We start from the raw sequence: 14899 nt of genomic DNA, 5'->3' as shown, positions 1-14899 counted from the left end.
AACGGTGCACTGTAGTTGTAGCAATTGTAGTCGATTAATACAACATATTGGGTCGGCGTGCATTTTAAGTTCTATATGTAGTGATTTGCATCAAGGATGTTTACGATTTATTTGATGTAGCGCAAAGTAAAAATCGGAGCGTACAGATGACGGGCAGTACAGCGATTGTAAATTGTGGGCAGAAAATTCTGATTAATTATTCAACAAAAACAGGAAGCTAAGCTAAGCGTATATAGCAACGCCCGGTAGCGCTATGCGTACCGGGCCTGAACATAATTGCAAGCTATTTTTGCAACCACCAGACGGCCTCAAAAGGACGCAGTGTCATGTCCCCTGGTTGGCTGGCAACCTCGGCATAGTTGTGCATCAGCACCTGCCAGTTTCCGTCGGTCTGGGATGGCTGCCAGCTCTGGAAGGTACCGCTCAGATTGGCAATGACCAGCAGCCGCTGCCCTTGCCACTCTCGTTGATAGCACCACAGATGCGGGCTGTCCGGTAGCAGATCCTGGTAGTCGCCCCAGGTGATAACCGGCTCCGCTTTGCGCAAGGCGATCAGCTTCTGATAGGTGTAGAACACCGAGTCGGCATCGTTCAGTGCTGCCGCCACGTTAATGTCTGCTGCGTTGTCACACAGATTGATCCACGGCTCGCCGTAGGTGAAGCCCGCGTGTTTGCTGCTATCCCATTGCATCGGCGTGCGGCTGTTATCGCGAGATTTACTGGCGAGGATCGCCAGCAGTTCTTGCGCATCGCGTCCCTGGCCGTTCAACTCGGCAAACATGTTATGGCTTTCCACATCGCGATAATCGGTAATCTGGCGGAAGTGCGGGTTGGTCATGCCAATCTCTTCACCCTGGTAGATGTAGGGGGTGCCCTGCATGCCATGCAGCACCATCGCCAGCATTTTGGCCGACGGAACGCGGTATTTACCTTCATCGCCAAAACGCGACACGATGCGCGGCTGATCGTGGTTACACCAGAACAGCGCGTTCCAGGCCTGATTGTACATGCCCTGCTGCCAGTGGCGGAACAGGGCTTTTAGCGCCACATAATCGGGTTTTGCTAACGTCCACTTCTCACCGTTGGGGTAATCCACTTTCAGGTGGTGGAAGTTAAAGGTCATCGACAGTTCACTACCATCTTGTGCGGCGTACTGCTGGCAATGTTCAAGCGTAGTGGAAGACATTTCGCCGACCGTCATCAGGTTGCGTGGAGTAAAAACATCGCGGTTCATCTCACGCAAAAATTCATGCGCCCGTGGGCCGTCGGTATAAAAACGCCGTCCATCGCCGTCGGGATCGTTCGGGAAGTCCTGGTCTTTAGAGATAAGATTCACCACGTCGAGGCGCAATCCGTCCACGCCGCGATCGGCCCAAAACTCGCATACTTTCTTAAGCTCGGCGCGGACCGCCGGGTTTTCCCAATTCAGGTCGGCTTGCTCCGGAGCAAAGAGGTGCAGATAGTACTGCTCGCTTTCGGCGTGCCAGCCCCAGGCGTTGCCACCAAACTTGGAGCGCCAGTTATTCGGCGGGCAGTCTGGCGTGCCGTCGCGCCAGAAATAAAACTGACGATACGGGCTGTCTTTATCCAGCGCTTCACGAAACCAGGCGTGCTGGGTTGAGGTGTGGTTAAACACCATGTCGAGAATAATACGGATGCCGCGCGCTTTCGCCTGCGCCACAAGTTCGTCAAAGTCTTCCAGCGTGCCGTAGGCCGGATCGACAGATGTGTAGTCTGCGACGTCGTAACCGTTATCAACCTGCGGCGAAATATAGAACGGCGTCAGCCAGATGGCATCAACGCCCAGCTTTTGCAGATAGTCGAGGCGCTGCGTCACGCCGCGTAAATCTCCGGTGCCGCTGCCGGTGGTGTCCTGAAAACTCTTGGGGTAAACCTGATAGATAACGCCGTTTTGCCACCAGTGGGGAATAGTCATGGTTGTTTCCTGGAAATACGCTGGGGCGCAACTGCGCCCCGAAGAAAAGTTAGACAATCTGTAATGTGCCCAGACGGTGTTTACGCTGGTAAACGAATGAGGTCAGTATCATTGGGATGACAATCGCAATGACCATCGCCATACCAAAGACCTGCCAGTAAGTCGGCTGGATGGAGAGGATGCCCGGCAAACCGCCGACGCCAATCCCGTTCGCCAGCACACCGTTCAGGCCGCACAGCAGTCCGGCGAGACCGGAGCCGATCATCGCGCACAGCATTGGGAAGCGGTATTTCAGGTTGATCCCGTACATCGCTGGTTCAGTTACCCCGAGATAGGCGGAGATCGCGGCTGGAACGGAGATTTCACGTTCGTTGTGTTTGCGGCTGGAGATAATGATCCCGACCACCGCAGAGGCCTGAGCGATATTCGACAGTGCGATCAGTGGCCATACCGGCGTGCCGCCCATGCTCTGAATCATCTGCATGTCGATAGCCAGCGTGGTCTGATGCACACCGGTGATCACCAGCGGGGCGTACAGGAAGCCGAACAGCGCCGCGCCAATCGGAGCAAAACTGCCGGTCAGCAGATGACGGACCGCAAACGCGACACCGTCGCCAATCATGCGGCCAAATGGACCGATAAAGGCATGCGCAAGGAATACCGCAAGGATCAGCGAGCACACCGGGACGATCACCAGATACAGGTAATCCGGGACGATGCGCTTCATGCGTGTTTCAATAAACCCGAGCGCCAGCCCGGCCAACAGTGCCGGAATGACCTGCGCCTGGTAGCCCACTTTCTCAATGCTGAACAGGCCGAAGTTCCACACGTCCGGCACCTGCTGACCGAGCAAATAGGCGTTCATCAGTTGCGGAGAAACCAGGGTCACGCCCAGCACAATACCGAGGATCGGCGTACCGCCCATTTTCTTGACCGCCGACCAACAAATCCCGACCGGCAAATAGAAGAAGATCGCTTCGCCAATCAGCCACAGGAAGTCATAGAGGGTTTTCAGCGAAGGATGCATCTGCGCCAGCGTCTGCCCGTTACTCATGGGCAGATCGCCGATCACGTTACGGAAACCTAAGATCAGGCCGCCGCTAATCAGCGCTGGCAGCAGCGGGAAGAAGATCTCCGCGAAGTGAGAAATCAGCTGCTCGTGCCACTTCATGTTCTGCCGCGCCGCTTTCTTTGCCTGCTCTTTGTCGGCACTGGCTTGTCCGGTGGTCGCCAACAGCGCTTTGTAGTAATCGCCCACCTCGGTGCCAATTACCACCTGAAACTGCCCGGCGTTGGTGAAGCAGCCTTTGACCATTGGCAACAATTCGATCTCTTTCGGCCTGGCGTTTGCAGGCTGATTCAGCACAAAACGCAGGCGAGTAATGCAGTGACTCACCGTAGCGATATTGTCGCGCCCGCCAACCAGCTCAATTAGCCGGTCGATGTCTGCTTGTTTTATTTTGCTCATGATGGTGTGTGTTCCCCGTAGACCGGAAAAGACGCTGTTGCGTCGTCATTCGGCAACTCTCTCGTTGTTGGCGCCAGAGTATATCTTCGATGAATATTTAAGAATGGGAACGTTCCCGAAACGCAGCGAAGATCACAAATTAATGCTCAGAAAGCGATCAGGAGAGGGTGGAAGGAATAACGATTTGTCGTGGTTCGCTACGGCCGTTGATCTGTTCGATCAGCTGCGAGGCCGCTTGTCGCCCGGCTTCGGCGTATCCTGGATCGACGGTGATAATTTCCGGATGGAGGAATTTCATCAGCGGCGTGCTGCCCACGCTCGCCAGCTGCAGGTTCTCAATCCGCTGCTCCTGCAGGTATTTGCTGACGCCAAGGGCAAGGGTATCCGTCGCACAGACTAAAGCGGTGGTTTCCGGGGTGATGACGTTGGCGGCCTGCTCATAGCCCTGCTTCATGGCCAGACCCGGCAGCGCGGCCACAGGATGTAGTTTGTGTTTTTTACAGAATGCCAGGTAGGCCTCATGGCGGCGTTTACCAGTGGTCACATCGCTATGCGGAACACCAAGAAAGCTAATATGGCGATGCTCGCGTTCGTATAAACGCTGCATCAGGGTACGAATGGCACCCTCATCGTCATAGCAGACGGAGGCATAGCCTTTTGCATCTCTTGCCAGCAGCACCAGAGAATCCTGCCAGGAGGCGAGCATGGCTTCAGTAATGCCGGTAAAACCAAACAGCACCACGCCATCAATGTTGCGGCGTCTGAGCATGCCGAGGTGTTCTTCAACCAGCTCGGGCGAGAACTGGCTTTCCATCATGATCGGATCGTAGCCCTGTTCATAAAAGGCGGGCAGCATGGTCTGCACGGCGAGATTTTCCGAAAGCGAGTCCAGACGCGTGACGATAATCGCCACCACCTTGTCGCTTTGTCCGCGCATAGCGCGTGCGGAGCGGGAAGGGGAAAAACCGTGCTGATTCATCACCGCCTCAACGCGTTCGCGGGTGCGTTCACTCACGCCGCTTTCATTGTTGAGCACACGGGAAACGGTTGATTTTCCCACACCGCTTAAGCGGGCGATGTCTTTAATGGTCAGCCGATTTTGCATCCTGTTTTCCCGTGTTGCGTGTGAAGTTATGCCAAATAGAGAATAACTTTACTCAAGCGCGGCGCAATGGGCAAAGTCTGGTATACGTTTGGTTTAGTTTCCATGGTTTATCATACCGCCATAATTGCCACAAACCTTATGGTTTTCTGCGTATAATCCGCGGCGCAACTCATTCACTTACCGGAGGCTATATGGATCCCGATCCCACCCCTCTCCCGAGATGGAGAAACAACCCTTTCCGGTAAGCCTGTCTTTCACTGTCTTACCGGAGCAGTAAGACAGTGACGTTCTGACGTCCCTGTTGTGATTTTAATATTGCCACCAGGCAAGGCTTTGCCACGCCTGAAGGATTTACTGCGCCTGTTTATACAGGTGCAGAGGGACTGCCTATGTTCAAAAATATGACCCGCCAGCTGTTTGCCCGGCTAAACCGCCATTTACCGCATCGTCTGGTGCATCGTGATCCATTGCCGAATGCTCAGACCGTTGCCAGCACGCCGATCCCGCCATCGCTAAGCGAACATTGCCTGAAAATGGCGCTGATGGACGAAGACGCGCTGTGGAAAACGTTCGGCGCTCATCCGGAAGGCTTAAACGCCGCAGAAGTCGAAAACGCCCGCGAAATACATGGCGAGAACCAGTTGCCGGCGCAGAAGCCGTCGCCCTGGTGGGTGCATCTGTGGGTCTGCTACCGCAATCCGTTTAATATACTGCTGACCATTCTCGGGGCGATTTCCTATGCCACCGAAGATCTGTTTGCCGCTGGCGTCATCGCCCTGATGGTCGTCATCTCTACGCTGCTGAATTTTGTGCAAGAGGCGCGTTCCACCAAAGCGGCTGATGCGCTGAAAGCGATGGTCAGCAACACCGCCACGGTGCTGCGCGTCATCAACGAGAAAGGGGAGAACGGCTGGGTTGAACTGCCGATCGACCAGTTGGTTCCCGGCGATGTCATCAAGCTGGCGGCAGGGGATATGATCCCAGCCGATCTGCGCGTGGTGCAGGCGCGTGACCTGTTCGTAGCCCAGGCTTCACTGACCGGTGAATCGCTGCCGGTGGAGAAAGTGGCAACCAGTCGCGATCCACAGCAAAGCAACCCGCTGGAATGCGATACCCTGTGCTTTATGGGCACCAACGTGGTGAGCGGCACGGCGCAGGCCATCGTGATTTCAACCGGAGCCAATACCTGGTTTGGGCAACTGGCCGGTCGCGTCAGCGAGCAGGAAAGCGAGCAGAATGCCTTCCAGAAAGGGATCAGCCGCGTCAGCATGCTGCTGATCCGCTTTATGCTGGTGATGGCGCCCATCGTGCTTATTATCAACGGTTACACCAAAGGTGACTGGTGGGAAGCGGCGCTGTTTGCCCTGTCTGTGGCGGTGGGACTGACTCCAGAAATGCTGCCGATGATCGTCACCTCAACGCTGGCGCGTGGGGCGGTGAAGCTGTCAAAACAAAAGGTTATCGTTAAACATCTCGACGCTATCCAGAACTTTGGTGCGATGGATATCCTGTGCACCGATAAAACCGGCACCCTGACTCAGGATAAAATTGTACTTGAGAATCATACGGATATCTCTGGAAAGCCCAGCGAACATGTCCTGCATTCTGCGTGGCTGAACAGCCATTATCAGACCGGGCTGAAGAATCTGCTGGATACGGCGGTGCTGGAAGGTGTGGACGAAGAATCAGCCCGCCAGCTCTCGACTCGCTGGCAGAAAATCGATGAGATCCCGTTTGATTTTGAACGTCGCCGCATGTCGGTAGTGGTGGCAGAAGAAACCGATGTGCACCAGTTGGTCTGTAAAGGGGCGCTACAGGAGATCCTCAGCGTGTGTACCCAGGTGCGTCACAACGGTGAGATAGTCCCGTTAGATGACAACATGCTGCGTCGGGTGAAACGCGTTACGGACACGCTGAACCGCCAGGGGCTGCGTGTGGTGGCGGTGGCGACGAAATACCTGCCAGCGCGTGAGGGTGATTACCAGCGTATTGATGAATCAGATCTGATCCTCGAAGGCTATATTGCGTTCCTCGATCCGCCGAAAGAGACCACCGCACCTGCGCTTAAAGCGCTGAAAGCCAGCGGCATTACGGTGAAAATCCTCACTGGCGATAGCGAACTGGTGGCGGCAAAAGTGTGTCATGAAGTGGGCCTGGATGCGGGCGATGTGGTTATCGGTAGCAGCATTGAAGGGTTAAGCGATGATGAGCTGGCTCGGCTTGCTCAGCGCACCACGCTGTTTGCCCGTCTGACGCCAATGCACAAAGAGCGCATTGTCACGCTGCTCAAGCGCGAAGGCCATGTGGTCGGCTTTATGGGCGATGGTATAAACGATGCCCCGGCACTGCGCGCGGCGGACATTGGTATCTCCGTTGACGGCGCGGTTGATATTGCGCGTGAAGCGGCGGATATCATCCTGCTGGAAAAGAGCCTGATGGTGCTGGAAGAAGGGGTGATTGAAGGACGCCGTACCTTCTCTAACATGCTGAAGTACATCAAAATGACGGCCAGTTCAAACTTCGGTAACGTGTTTAGCGTGCTGGTGGCGAGCGCCTTCTTACCGTTCCTGCCGATGTTACCGCTGCACTTACTGATTCAGAACCTGCTGTACGATGTATCCCAGGTGGCGATTCCGTTTGATAACGTCGACGAAGAGCAGATCAAAAAGCCGCAGCGCTGGAATCCCAGCGAATTGGGCCGCTTTATGATCTTCTTTGGACCGATCAGCTCGATCTTCGACATTCTGACCTTTTGCCTGATGTGGTTCGTCTTCCATGCCAATACGCCTGAACATCAGACGTTGTTCCAGTCTGGCTGGTTCGTGGTGGGCCTACTGTCGCAAACGTTGATTGTGCATATGATCCGTACCCGTCGCGTGCCGTTCATCCAGAGCCGCGCCGCGTGGCCGCTGATGCTGATGACGCTGGTGGTGATGGTCGTCGGCATTGCATTACCGTTCTCGCCGCTGGCCAGCTATCTGCAATTGCAGGCATTGCCGCTGAGCTACTTCCCGTGGCTGATTGCGATTCTGGCGGGTTACATGACATTGACTCAATTAGTGAAAGGTTTTTATAGCCGTCGCTACGGCTGGCAGTAAACATCAAAGGCCTCAGCAGGATGGTGTTAATACCATCCTGCATTCCTCATTTTCATTCGAAGATATTACCTCGCAACATTAGTGTTTTATTTTTATTGAAATGCTAACGGGTGTTATTAGTATCAAATCGCCTTCCTTGCGTTGTTTTTTTATCAATAAAACGATCTGCATTGCAAAAATGAAACAGCGTGCTAAAAATTTTAAGCATCTGCGATTTTTTGTGAACGCAGTCATCGAAATAAATTGTTACACCAGTTAGTCTGCGCAGGTAACGTCGTTAAGAAAGTTTCTCGCTGCCCGTTTTTAATTCCGGCAGTCATTTGCTCTGCAAGCTATTCCTGTTAATGGATATTATGAACTTCTGGAGAAGGACAAATGAAACTGACAAAAAACCTGTTAAGTCTGTGTATTGGCGCGTCTGTATTCCTGGCGAGTCATGCAACGCTGGCACAAACTTTTCGCGCCGCAGATGTGCATCCGGCTGATTACCCGAACGTTGTCGCAGTGAAACATATGGGGGAAAAACTTAGCGCTGCGACCGACGGCCGTCTGGAGATTAAAACATTTCCTGGTGGCGTGTTAGGCGATGAAAAACAGATGATTGAACAGGCGCAATTAGGCGCTATCGATATTATTCGTGTCTCAATGACGCCTGTTGCCGCCATTCTCCCTGAAATTAACGTGTTTACACTGCCATATATTTTCCGCGATGAGGACCATCTGCATAAGGTTCTCGACGGCATGATCGGGCAGGAAATTGGCGATCGTCTGACGGCCAATACCAAATCGCGGCTGGTGTTTCTCGGTTGGATGGATGCCGGCACGCGTAACCTGATCACCAAAAATCCGGTGGTGAAACCGGAAGATTTACACGGTATGAAAATCCGCGTTCAAGGAAGTCCGATAGCGCTGGATACCCTGAAAGCGATGGGCGCTAACTCCGTTGTCATGGGCGTCAGTGAAGTATTTAGCGGCATGCAGACCGGCGTTATTGATGGCACGGAAAATAACCCGCCAACGTTTGTTGCGCATAACTATTTGCCGGTCGTGAAAAACTATACCTGGAGCAAACACTTTATTATTCCTGAGCTTTTTCTGTTTTCGAAAGCTAAATGGGATAAGTTGAAAAAAGAAGATCAGGATCTCATTATTAAACTCGCCAAAGAAGCACAGATAGAGCAACGAAAACTTTGGCAGGATTATAATGCGAAATCACTGGAGACCATGAAAGCCAACGGCGTTCAGTTCCACGATATTGATACGGATTATTTCTATAAAGCCACGCAGTCAGTGCGGGATAATTATGGTAAAGACCACCAGGATTTGATCAAACGTATTCAGGATGTGAAGTAATTCATCAGGTGGAGGATATCAACCCTCCGCCTGAATCTTTTGATTAATTCGAGGTGATAATTATGGGTGAATGCTATTCATCGGTAATGGATTTTCTTTATCGGGTGTCAATGTGGATTGCCGGTATCGCATTATTGGTCATGGTCGCCATTATCCCCATTGGCATATTCGCGCGTTATGTTCTGAATAACGCCCTGTCATGGCCTGAACCCGTCGCTATTCTCTGTATGGTGACATTCACCTTTATTGGCGCGGCGGTGAGCTATCGTGCAGGCTCGCATATCGCGGTGAGCATGGTGATTGACCGTCTGGGGGATGCTTCCCGCCGTTATTGCTCGGTAATCGCTGACGTTATGTTGGTGGCGATAAGTCTGTTCATTCTGTGGTACGGAACCAATCTCTGTCTTGAACTGTGGGACCAGCCCGTGGCGGAATTCCCGCTTTTAAGCGCCGGGCAAAACTATCTTCCGTTGCCGATAGGCTCTGCCATAACGCTGCTGTTTATCGCTGAAAAGATTTTCCGTGGTCCGCAGTACCAACGTCCCGTTGTCATGCTGGGATCGACCAGCTAGTTACCGCCCCCATTTCAGAAAGGAAAGCAGATGGATGCATTTATTCTCGTCTTTACGCTCGGCATTATGCTGGCGATTGGGGTACCGGTAGCGTACGCGGTTGGCATTAGCGCCATCATTGGGGCCTGGTACATAGATATTCCGCTGGAAGCGGTAATGATCCAACTGACCAGTGGGGTGAATAAGTTTTCGCTGCTGGCGATCCCATTCTTTATTCTGGCCGGGGCTATTATGGCCGAAGGGGGAATTGCGCGGCGACTGGTGAACTTTGCCTATATTTTTGTTGGTTTTATCCGCGGCGGACTGTCGCTGGTAAATATTGTGGCATCAACCTTTTTTGGCGCAATTTCCGGATCGTCTGTGGCTGATACCGCGTCCATCGGTTCGGTAATGATCCCGGAGATGGATAAAAAAGGTTATCCGCGTGACTTTGCCGCAGCGGTAACGGCCAGCGGTTCGGTACAGGCGATTCTTACGCCGCCCAGCCATAACTCGGTTATTTACTCGCTGGCGACCGGCGGCACGGTGTCGATTGCCGCGCTGTTCATCGCCGGGATCCTGCCGGGGCTGCTGTTAAGCCTCAGCCTGATGGTGATGTGCGTGGCTTTTGCGCACAAGCGCGGTTATCCAAAAGGAGAACGTGTACCGTTTCGCCAGGCGCTGAAGATTTTCGTCGATACGCTGTGGGGCCTGATGACCGTTGTGATCATCATGGGCGGTATCCTGTCAGGTATCTTTACCGCAACGGAGTCTGCGGCAATTGCCTGCCTGTGGGCCTTCTTTGTCACCATGTTTATCTATCGTGACTATAAATGGTCTGAGCTGCCGAAGCTGATGTTCCGCACAGTGAAAACGGTCACTATCGTCATGATCCTGATAGGTTTTGCCGCCGCGTTCGGTGCTGTCATGACTTATATGCAGTTGCCGATGCGTATCACTGAAGCCTTCACCAGCATCTCGGACAACAAATACGTCATCCTGATGTGTATTAACATCATGCTTCTGCTGATCGGTACGCTGATGGATATGGCACCGCTGATCCTCATTCTGACGCCGGTTCTGCTGCCGGTGACCAACGCGCTCGGCATTGATCCGGTCCATTTTGGCATGATCATGCTGGTGAACTTAGGGATCGGCCTGATTACGCCGCCGGTAGGTTCGGTGCTGTTTGTGGCCAGTGCGGTGAGTAAACAGAAAATAGAGCAGGTGGTGAAGGCGATGTTGCCATTCTACCTTGTGCTATTCCTGGTGCTGATGCTCGTGACGTACATTCCGGCGATTTCGCTGTTCCTGCCGAAACTGTTTGGCGTGATGTGATAAATGCCCGGTGGCGCTTACGCTTACCGGGCCTGTAAACGACCCGTGCATTGGCCGGACGAGGCGAAGCCGCCATCCGGCACAAGGAGACTTAGCGACGAACGGCGATCGCTTCAATCTCGATTTTCACGTCTTTCGGCAGACGGGCAACTTCTACGCAAGAACGCGCAGGGAAGGTCGCGTTGTGTTCGGTGAAGAACGCTTCGTAGGTCGCGTTTACGGTTGCGAAATCGTTCAGGTCTTTAACGAAAACGGTCGTTTTTACGATGTCGCCCACTTTCAGGCCTGCTGCTTCAACGATAGCTTTTACGTTTTCCAGCGACTGACGTGCCTGAGCGGACACGTCTTCCGCTACGGCACCGGTTTTCGGATCGACCGGGATCTGACCGGAAGTGATTACCATGCTACCCAGGTCAACGCCCTGAACGTATGGGCCGATTGCTGCTGGTGCATTTTCCGTCGCGATAGTCTTGCTCATGATTTCTCCTGAATTACAGCGGTAGTAGAATGTTCCCGCTCATTATAGGGAGCCGGGATCTCATAACCAACCCCAATTAGTTGGCCAGCACCACATAATGCGAAAACTCTTTTTCACAGTATTTGCATTTGAGTGCGATGTCATCGGCACGCTTTTTCACTGCAAAACTGGAGGAAACCGGCTCAGCATGGCTGATACAGTTGCTGTTCGGGCAAACCAGTACGTTGTCGATACGCTCAGGCAGGCTCGGACGTGATTTACCCACCACGTCGTAATCGTCAATGCGGTTTACCGTTGCCTGCGGCGCGTACAGGGAGAGCTGGTTTACCTGCTCATCGGTCAGGAACGTGTTTTCAATTTTAATCAGGTCCTTACGGCCCATCTCGCCTGACGGCAGGTTCAGACCGATGGTGATACGCTGGTCGGTTTCCGTCAGTTTGAACAGCGTCAGCAGCTTAAAACCAACCTGTGCGGGAATATGGTCAATCACGGTGCCACGTTTGATGGCTTCAACCTGCAGTTTGTTATCGTGTGTCATCTCTTTTTCTCCCTTACAGTGCCAGTTCGCTATTCAGTACCAGTGCCAGTAACGCCTGGCGGGCGAAGATGCCGTTGCCAGCCTGCTGGAAATACCAGGCATGCGGCGTCTTGTCGACGTCGGTGGTGATCTCATCGATACGCGGCAGCGGATGCAGTACCTTCATGTTTGCTCTGGCGCCGTTCAGATCGCTGGCGCGCAGAACAAACTGCGCTTTCACGTTGGCGTATTCGGACGGGTCCAGACGCTCTTTTTGTACGCGGGTCATGTAGAGGATATCGACCTCCGCCATCACCTCTTCAATAGTGCCGTGCAGGCTCCAGGCGATACCTTTTTCATTCAACATATCCAGAATGTATTGTGGCATGGCCAACGCGTCCGGGGCGATGAAGTAGAAACGGTTACCTTCGAACTTCGCCAGCGCCTGGGTCAGGGAATGGACGGTGCGGCCATATTTCAGGTCACCCACCATGGCGATGTGCAGATTGTCCAGGCGACCCTGAGTTTCCTGAATGGTGAACAGATCCAGCAGCGTTTGGGTGGGATGTTGGTTGGAGCCGTCGCCTGCGTTCAGTACCGGAACGTTACCGGAGAACTCCGTAGCCAGACGCGCGGCGCCTTCCTGCGGATGGCGCATTACGATGGCGTCGACATAGGTGCTGATGACGGAAATGGTATCGGCCAGCGTTTCACCTTTTTTGCCCAGAGAGGTGTTGCTGCTGTCAGAGAAACCCACCACGCTGGCGCCCAGGCGGTGCATGGAGGTTTCAAAGGATAAACGGGTGCGGGTTGAGGCTTCAAAGAAGCAGCTGGCGATAACCTTATGCTTTAACAGCTCCGGCTGTGGGTTAGCTTTTAATTTCGCCGCTGTTGCGAGGACCAGATTGAGGTCATCGCGGCTGAGGTCGTTTATGGAAATGATGTGTTTTTGATAGAGCGGGTTAGCCATGTTTATCTCCTGACGCCTGGGCAAAAAAAAAGCCCCTCAATTGAGGGGCTCGGAATGGGTGATCAACGGAAAGAAAAACGGCAGGCCAGCGTCCTTTTTCAGACGCGGTAAGACAAAATGTCGTACACACTGAACCATACATCCTCCCGGCAAATTGTCCGCGATTATACTCAGCTCCGTTATGGGATCAAGCGAAAAATGCACAAATTATTCATCGCAAACGATTCTCATGAATATTCATTCACCCTGAGTGCCAAACAGCAACAATGAGATAAACATGCGTTGACGCAAAATATCGGCAAATAGCAGTAGTATGGCAGACCGTTTTTTCGTATAACAACTAAAATGAAACGATGTTTTAATTAAGGGGTTTGAGATGATTGTCGGCAATATTCACAACCTGGATGCCTGGCTGCCGGAAGAGCTGCGTCAGGCGATTGAACACATTAAAGCGCATGTGACGGATGAGACGGAAAAAGGTAAGCACGACATCGACGGCGATCGTCTGTTTTATCTGATTGCTGAAGATATGACGGAGCCGTTTGCACAGCGCCGCGCCGAGTATCACGCGCGCTATCTGGATATTCAGATCCTGCTCAAAGGTCAGGAAGGCATGACCTTCAGCACGCAGCCTGCGGGCGCGCCGGAAACTGACTGGCTGGCGGATAAAGATATCGCCTTCCTACCGGAAGGGGTACAGGAAAAAACGGTGGTGCTGAACGAAGGTGATTTCGTGGTGTTCTATCCGGGCGAAGTGCATAAACCGCTGTGCGCGGTCGGTGCACCAGCGCTGGTACGCAAAGCCGTGGTGAAAATGCGGGTGGCATAAGCGTATTTGCCGGGGGCGGCTTCGCCTTACCCGGCTTACGGGAGCGCGGTTGTAGGCCGGATAAGATGCTTAGCATCGCTATCCGGCATTCTTTTCATCCATGCTCTTACTTCGCCAGCGTCGCCACCATCACCGCTTTGATGGTGTGCATCCGGTTTTCTGCCTGATCAAATACGATACTGGCGGAGGATTCAAAGACTTCATCGGTCACTTCCATTCCACCGTGCAGACCATATTCCTGTGCCATTTGTTTGCCAAGCGTGGTTTGATCGTCATGAAACGCGGGCAGGCAGTGCAGGAATTTCACCTGCGGATTGCCGGTCAACGCCATCATCGCGCTATTAACCTGGTACTTACGCAGCAGCGCAATACGTTCGGCCCACTTCTCTTTTGCCTCGCCCATTGATACCCAGACGTCGGTATAGATGAAGTCCGCGCCTTTCACGCCCGTGGCGACATCTTCGGTCAGCGTAATATTGCCGCCGTTTTTCTGTGCCAGCGCTTTGCACTCCGCAACCAGACTTTCTTCCGGCCAGCAGGCTTGCGGTGCGACCAGACGCAGATCCAGCCCGGTTAACGCGGCGGCTTCCAGCATGGAATTGCCCATATTGTTACGGGCATCGCCGGTGTAGACCAGCGTCATCTCATTAAACGCTTTACCCGGCAGGTGTTCCTGCATAGTTAACAGATCCGCCAGCAGCTGGGTGGGATGAAACTCGTTGGTTAATCCGTTCCACACCGGAACTCCGGCATATTCCGCCAGCGTCTCGACAATCTCCTGACCGTGGCCCCGATACTGAATACCGTCGTACATGCGGCCGAGCACGCGGGCGGTGTCTTTGATCGACTCTTTATGGCCAATCTGGCTGCCGCTCGGCCCGAGATATGTCACGCGCGCGCCCTGATCGTATGCGGCAACTTCGAAAGAGCAACGGGTACGGGTTGAGTCTTTTTCGAAGATGAGCGCGATGTTTTTACCGGTGAGCTTTGCGACTTCAGTGCCGTTTTTCTTATCCGCCTTCAACTGTGCGGCGAGCTGAAGCAGTGACGTGAGTTCAGCAGAGGTGAAATCAAGCAGTTTCAAAAAATGTTTCTGATAAAACGCAGACATGGTTCCCTCACATGGCTTAGGCCATTTATTGAATTAAAATTCAATTTATATGTATGTTTATTCATTTGCAACCTTGTTTAACAAATCTTTCCTGGAAAGGTGGAGGCAATGACAGCGGTATGTGACAATAAGAGTATCGGCAGGA

The 14899-nt window shown here is 53.1% G+C and carries 16 protein-coding genes; 7 read left to right on the top strand and 9 right to left on the bottom strand.

Annotated elements, in window-relative coordinates; all coding sequences use genetic code 11:
* Window positions 1–283 precede the first annotated feature (283 nt).
* The 3 genes from treC to treR all read right to left on the bottom strand — a co-directional run bounded on the left by treC (window position 284) and on the right by treR (window position 4509).
* Entirely contained in the window at window positions 284–1936 is a 1653-nt protein-coding gene (gene treC, locus OGX83_RS03130; protein ID WP_286587340.1) for an alpha,alpha-phosphotrehalase, read from the bottom strand.
* Window positions 1937–1985: 49 nt separating this feature from the next.
* Window positions 1986–3404: a PTS trehalose transporter subunit IIBC gene (treB, locus tag OGX83_RS03125; RefSeq protein WP_008786051.1), complete on the bottom strand. Its 1419-nt coding sequence runs from the start codon at window positions 3402–3404 to the stop codon at window positions 1986–1988.
* A gap of 157 nt (window positions 3405–3561) precedes the next feature.
* Window positions 3562–4509 carry a trehalose operon repressor TreR gene (gene treR, locus OGX83_RS03120; RefSeq protein WP_008786052.1) on the bottom strand — a complete coding sequence of 316 codons (948 nt, stop codon included), beginning with the start codon at window positions 4507–4509 and terminating at the stop codon, window positions 3562–3564.
* A 191-nt stretch (window positions 4510–4700) separates the two neighbouring features.
* Between treR and mgtL the strand changes: the two genes are divergently transcribed.
* From mgtL to OGX83_RS03100, 5 genes are all read left to right on the top strand, one after another.
* Window positions 4701–4754: a mgtA regulatory leader peptide MgtL gene (mgtL, locus tag OGX83_RS22765; protein ID WP_223240846.1), complete on the top strand. Its 54-nt coding sequence runs from the start codon at window positions 4701–4703 to the stop codon at window positions 4752–4754.
* Between the two features lie 144 nt (window positions 4755–4898).
* Window positions 4899–7607, top strand: a complete 2709-nt coding sequence (mgtA, locus tag OGX83_RS03115; protein ID WP_048215054.1) for a magnesium-translocating P-type ATPase — start codon at window positions 4899–4901, stop codon at window positions 7605–7607.
* Window positions 7608–7982: 375 nt separating this feature from the next.
* Window positions 7983–8960 carry a TRAP transporter substrate-binding protein gene (locus OGX83_RS03110; protein WP_048215053.1) on the top strand — a complete coding sequence of 326 codons (978 nt, stop codon included), beginning with the start codon at window positions 7983–7985 and terminating at the stop codon, window positions 8958–8960.
* 62 nt (window positions 8961–9022) lie between these two features.
* Window positions 9023–9532 (top strand): TRAP transporter small permease, encoded by a 510-nt coding sequence (locus OGX83_RS03105; protein WP_020996255.1) that lies wholly within the window; start codon window positions 9023–9025, stop codon window positions 9530–9532.
* Between the two features lie 30 nt (window positions 9533–9562).
* On the top strand, window positions 9563–10849 hold the full coding sequence (locus OGX83_RS03100) for a TRAP transporter large permease (protein WP_003830349.1): 1287 nt from the start codon (window positions 9563–9565) through the stop codon (window positions 10847–10849).
* Between the two features lie 91 nt (window positions 10850–10940).
* Here OGX83_RS03100 and ridA read toward each other — a convergent pair whose 3' ends face one another.
* The 4 genes from ridA to pyrL form a co-directional block, all read right to left on the bottom strand.
* Complete coding sequence (ridA, locus tag OGX83_RS03095) at window positions 10941–11327, bottom strand: 2-iminobutanoate/2-iminopropanoate deaminase (protein WP_000047544.1); 387 nt, start codon at window positions 11325–11327, stop codon at window positions 10941–10943.
* Window positions 11328–11403: 76 nt separating this feature from the next.
* On the bottom strand, window positions 11404–11865 hold the full coding sequence (gene pyrI, locus OGX83_RS03090) for an aspartate carbamoyltransferase regulatory subunit (RefSeq protein WP_003025816.1): 462 nt from the start codon (window positions 11863–11865) through the stop codon (window positions 11404–11406).
* Between the two features lie 13 nt (window positions 11866–11878).
* A complete protein-coding gene (gene pyrB, locus OGX83_RS03085; RefSeq protein ID WP_003025818.1) occupies window positions 11879–12814 on the bottom strand; it encodes an aspartate carbamoyltransferase in 936 nt (311 codons plus the stop codon).
* 36 nt (window positions 12815–12850) lie between these two features.
* Window positions 12851–12952: a pyr operon leader peptide gene (pyrL, locus tag OGX83_RS03080; RefSeq protein ID WP_003025819.1), complete on the bottom strand. Its 102-nt coding sequence runs from the start codon at window positions 12950–12952 to the stop codon at window positions 12851–12853.
* Here pyrL and OGX83_RS03075 point away from each other — a divergent pair.
* Together OGX83_RS03075 and OGX83_RS03070 are read left to right on the top strand one after the other, a co-directional pair.
* A complete protein-coding gene (locus tag OGX83_RS03075) occupies window positions 12932–13084 on the top strand; it encodes a hypothetical protein (RefSeq protein WP_167820377.1) in 153 nt (50 codons plus the stop codon). The two genes, pyrL and OGX83_RS03075, sit on opposite strands and share 21 nt — an antisense overlap.
* A 106-nt stretch (window positions 13085–13190) precedes the next feature.
* Entirely contained in the window at window positions 13191–13643 is a 453-nt protein-coding gene (locus OGX83_RS03070; protein WP_048215052.1) for a YhcH/YjgK/YiaL family protein, read from the top strand.
* A 106-nt stretch (window positions 13644–13749) separates the two neighbouring features.
* Here OGX83_RS03070 and argF read toward each other — a convergent pair whose 3' ends face one another.
* Both argF and argL read right to left on the bottom strand, forming a co-directional pair.
* Entirely contained in the window at window positions 13750–14754 is a 1005-nt protein-coding gene (gene argF, locus OGX83_RS03065; RefSeq protein WP_286587337.1) for an ornithine carbamoyltransferase, read from the bottom strand.
* Window positions 14724–14819 (bottom strand): putative translational regulatory protein ArgL, encoded by a 96-nt coding sequence (argL, locus tag OGX83_RS22835; protein WP_373371225.1) that lies wholly within the window; start codon window positions 14817–14819, stop codon window positions 14724–14726. The genes argF and argL overlap by 31 nt, the downstream gene beginning before the upstream one ends.
* Window positions 14820–14899: the final 80 nt, after the last annotated feature.

Source organism: Citrobacter sp. Cpo074 (assembly GCF_030332745.1).
Classification (GTDB): Bacteria; Pseudomonadota; Gammaproteobacteria; order Enterobacterales; family Enterobacteriaceae; genus Citrobacter; species Citrobacter portucalensis.
Note: the sequence above shows the minus strand (reverse complement) of the source record. Positions and strands in the feature narration are given on the sequence as shown.

Coding starts and splice junctions, on each gene's coding strand:
- treC (WP_286587340.1), bottom strand. CDS start 1,936: ATGACTATTCCCCACTGGTGGCAAAACGGCGTTATCTATCAGGTTTAC.
- treB (WP_008786051.1), bottom strand. CDS start 3,404: ATGAGCAAAATAAAACAAGCAGACATCGACCGGCTAATTGAGCTGGTT.
- treR (WP_008786052.1), bottom strand. CDS start 4,509: ATGCAAAATCGGCTGACCATTAAAGACATCGCCCGCTTAAGCGGTGTG.
- mgtA (WP_048215054.1), top strand. CDS start 4,899: ATGTTCAAAAATATGACCCGCCAGCTGTTTGCCCGGCTAAACCGCCAT.
- OGX83_RS03110 (WP_048215053.1), top strand. CDS start 7,983: ATGAAACTGACAAAAAACCTGTTAAGTCTGTGTATTGGCGCGTCTGTA.
- OGX83_RS03105 (WP_020996255.1), top strand. CDS start 9,023: ATGGGTGAATGCTATTCATCGGTAATGGATTTTCTTTATCGGGTGTCA.
- OGX83_RS03100 (WP_003830349.1), top strand. CDS start 9,563: ATGGATGCATTTATTCTCGTCTTTACGCTCGGCATTATGCTGGCGATT.
- ridA (WP_000047544.1), bottom strand. CDS start 11,327: ATGAGCAAGACTATCGCGACGGAAAATGCACCAGCAGCAATCGGCCCA.
- pyrI (WP_003025816.1), bottom strand. CDS start 11,865: ATGACACACGATAACAAACTGCAGGTTGAAGCCATCAAACGTGGCACC.
- pyrB (WP_003025818.1), bottom strand. CDS start 12,814: ATGGCTAACCCGCTCTATCAAAAACACATCATTTCCATAAACGACCTC.
- OGX83_RS03075 (WP_167820377.1), top strand. CDS start 12,932: ATGTCGTACACACTGAACCATACATCCTCCCGGCAAATTGTCCGCGAT.
- pyrL (WP_003025819.1), bottom strand. CDS start 12,952: ATGGTTCAGTGTGTACGACATTTTGTCTTACCGCGTCTGAAAAAGGAC.
- OGX83_RS03070 (WP_048215052.1), top strand. CDS start 13,191: ATGATTGTCGGCAATATTCACAACCTGGATGCCTGGCTGCCGGAAGAG.
- argF (WP_286587337.1), bottom strand. CDS start 14,754: ATGTCTGCGTTTTATCAGAAACATTTTTTGAAACTGCTTGATTTCACC.
- argL (WP_373371225.1), bottom strand. CDS start 14,819: ATGAATAAACATACATATAAATTGAATTTTAATTCAATAAATGGCCTA.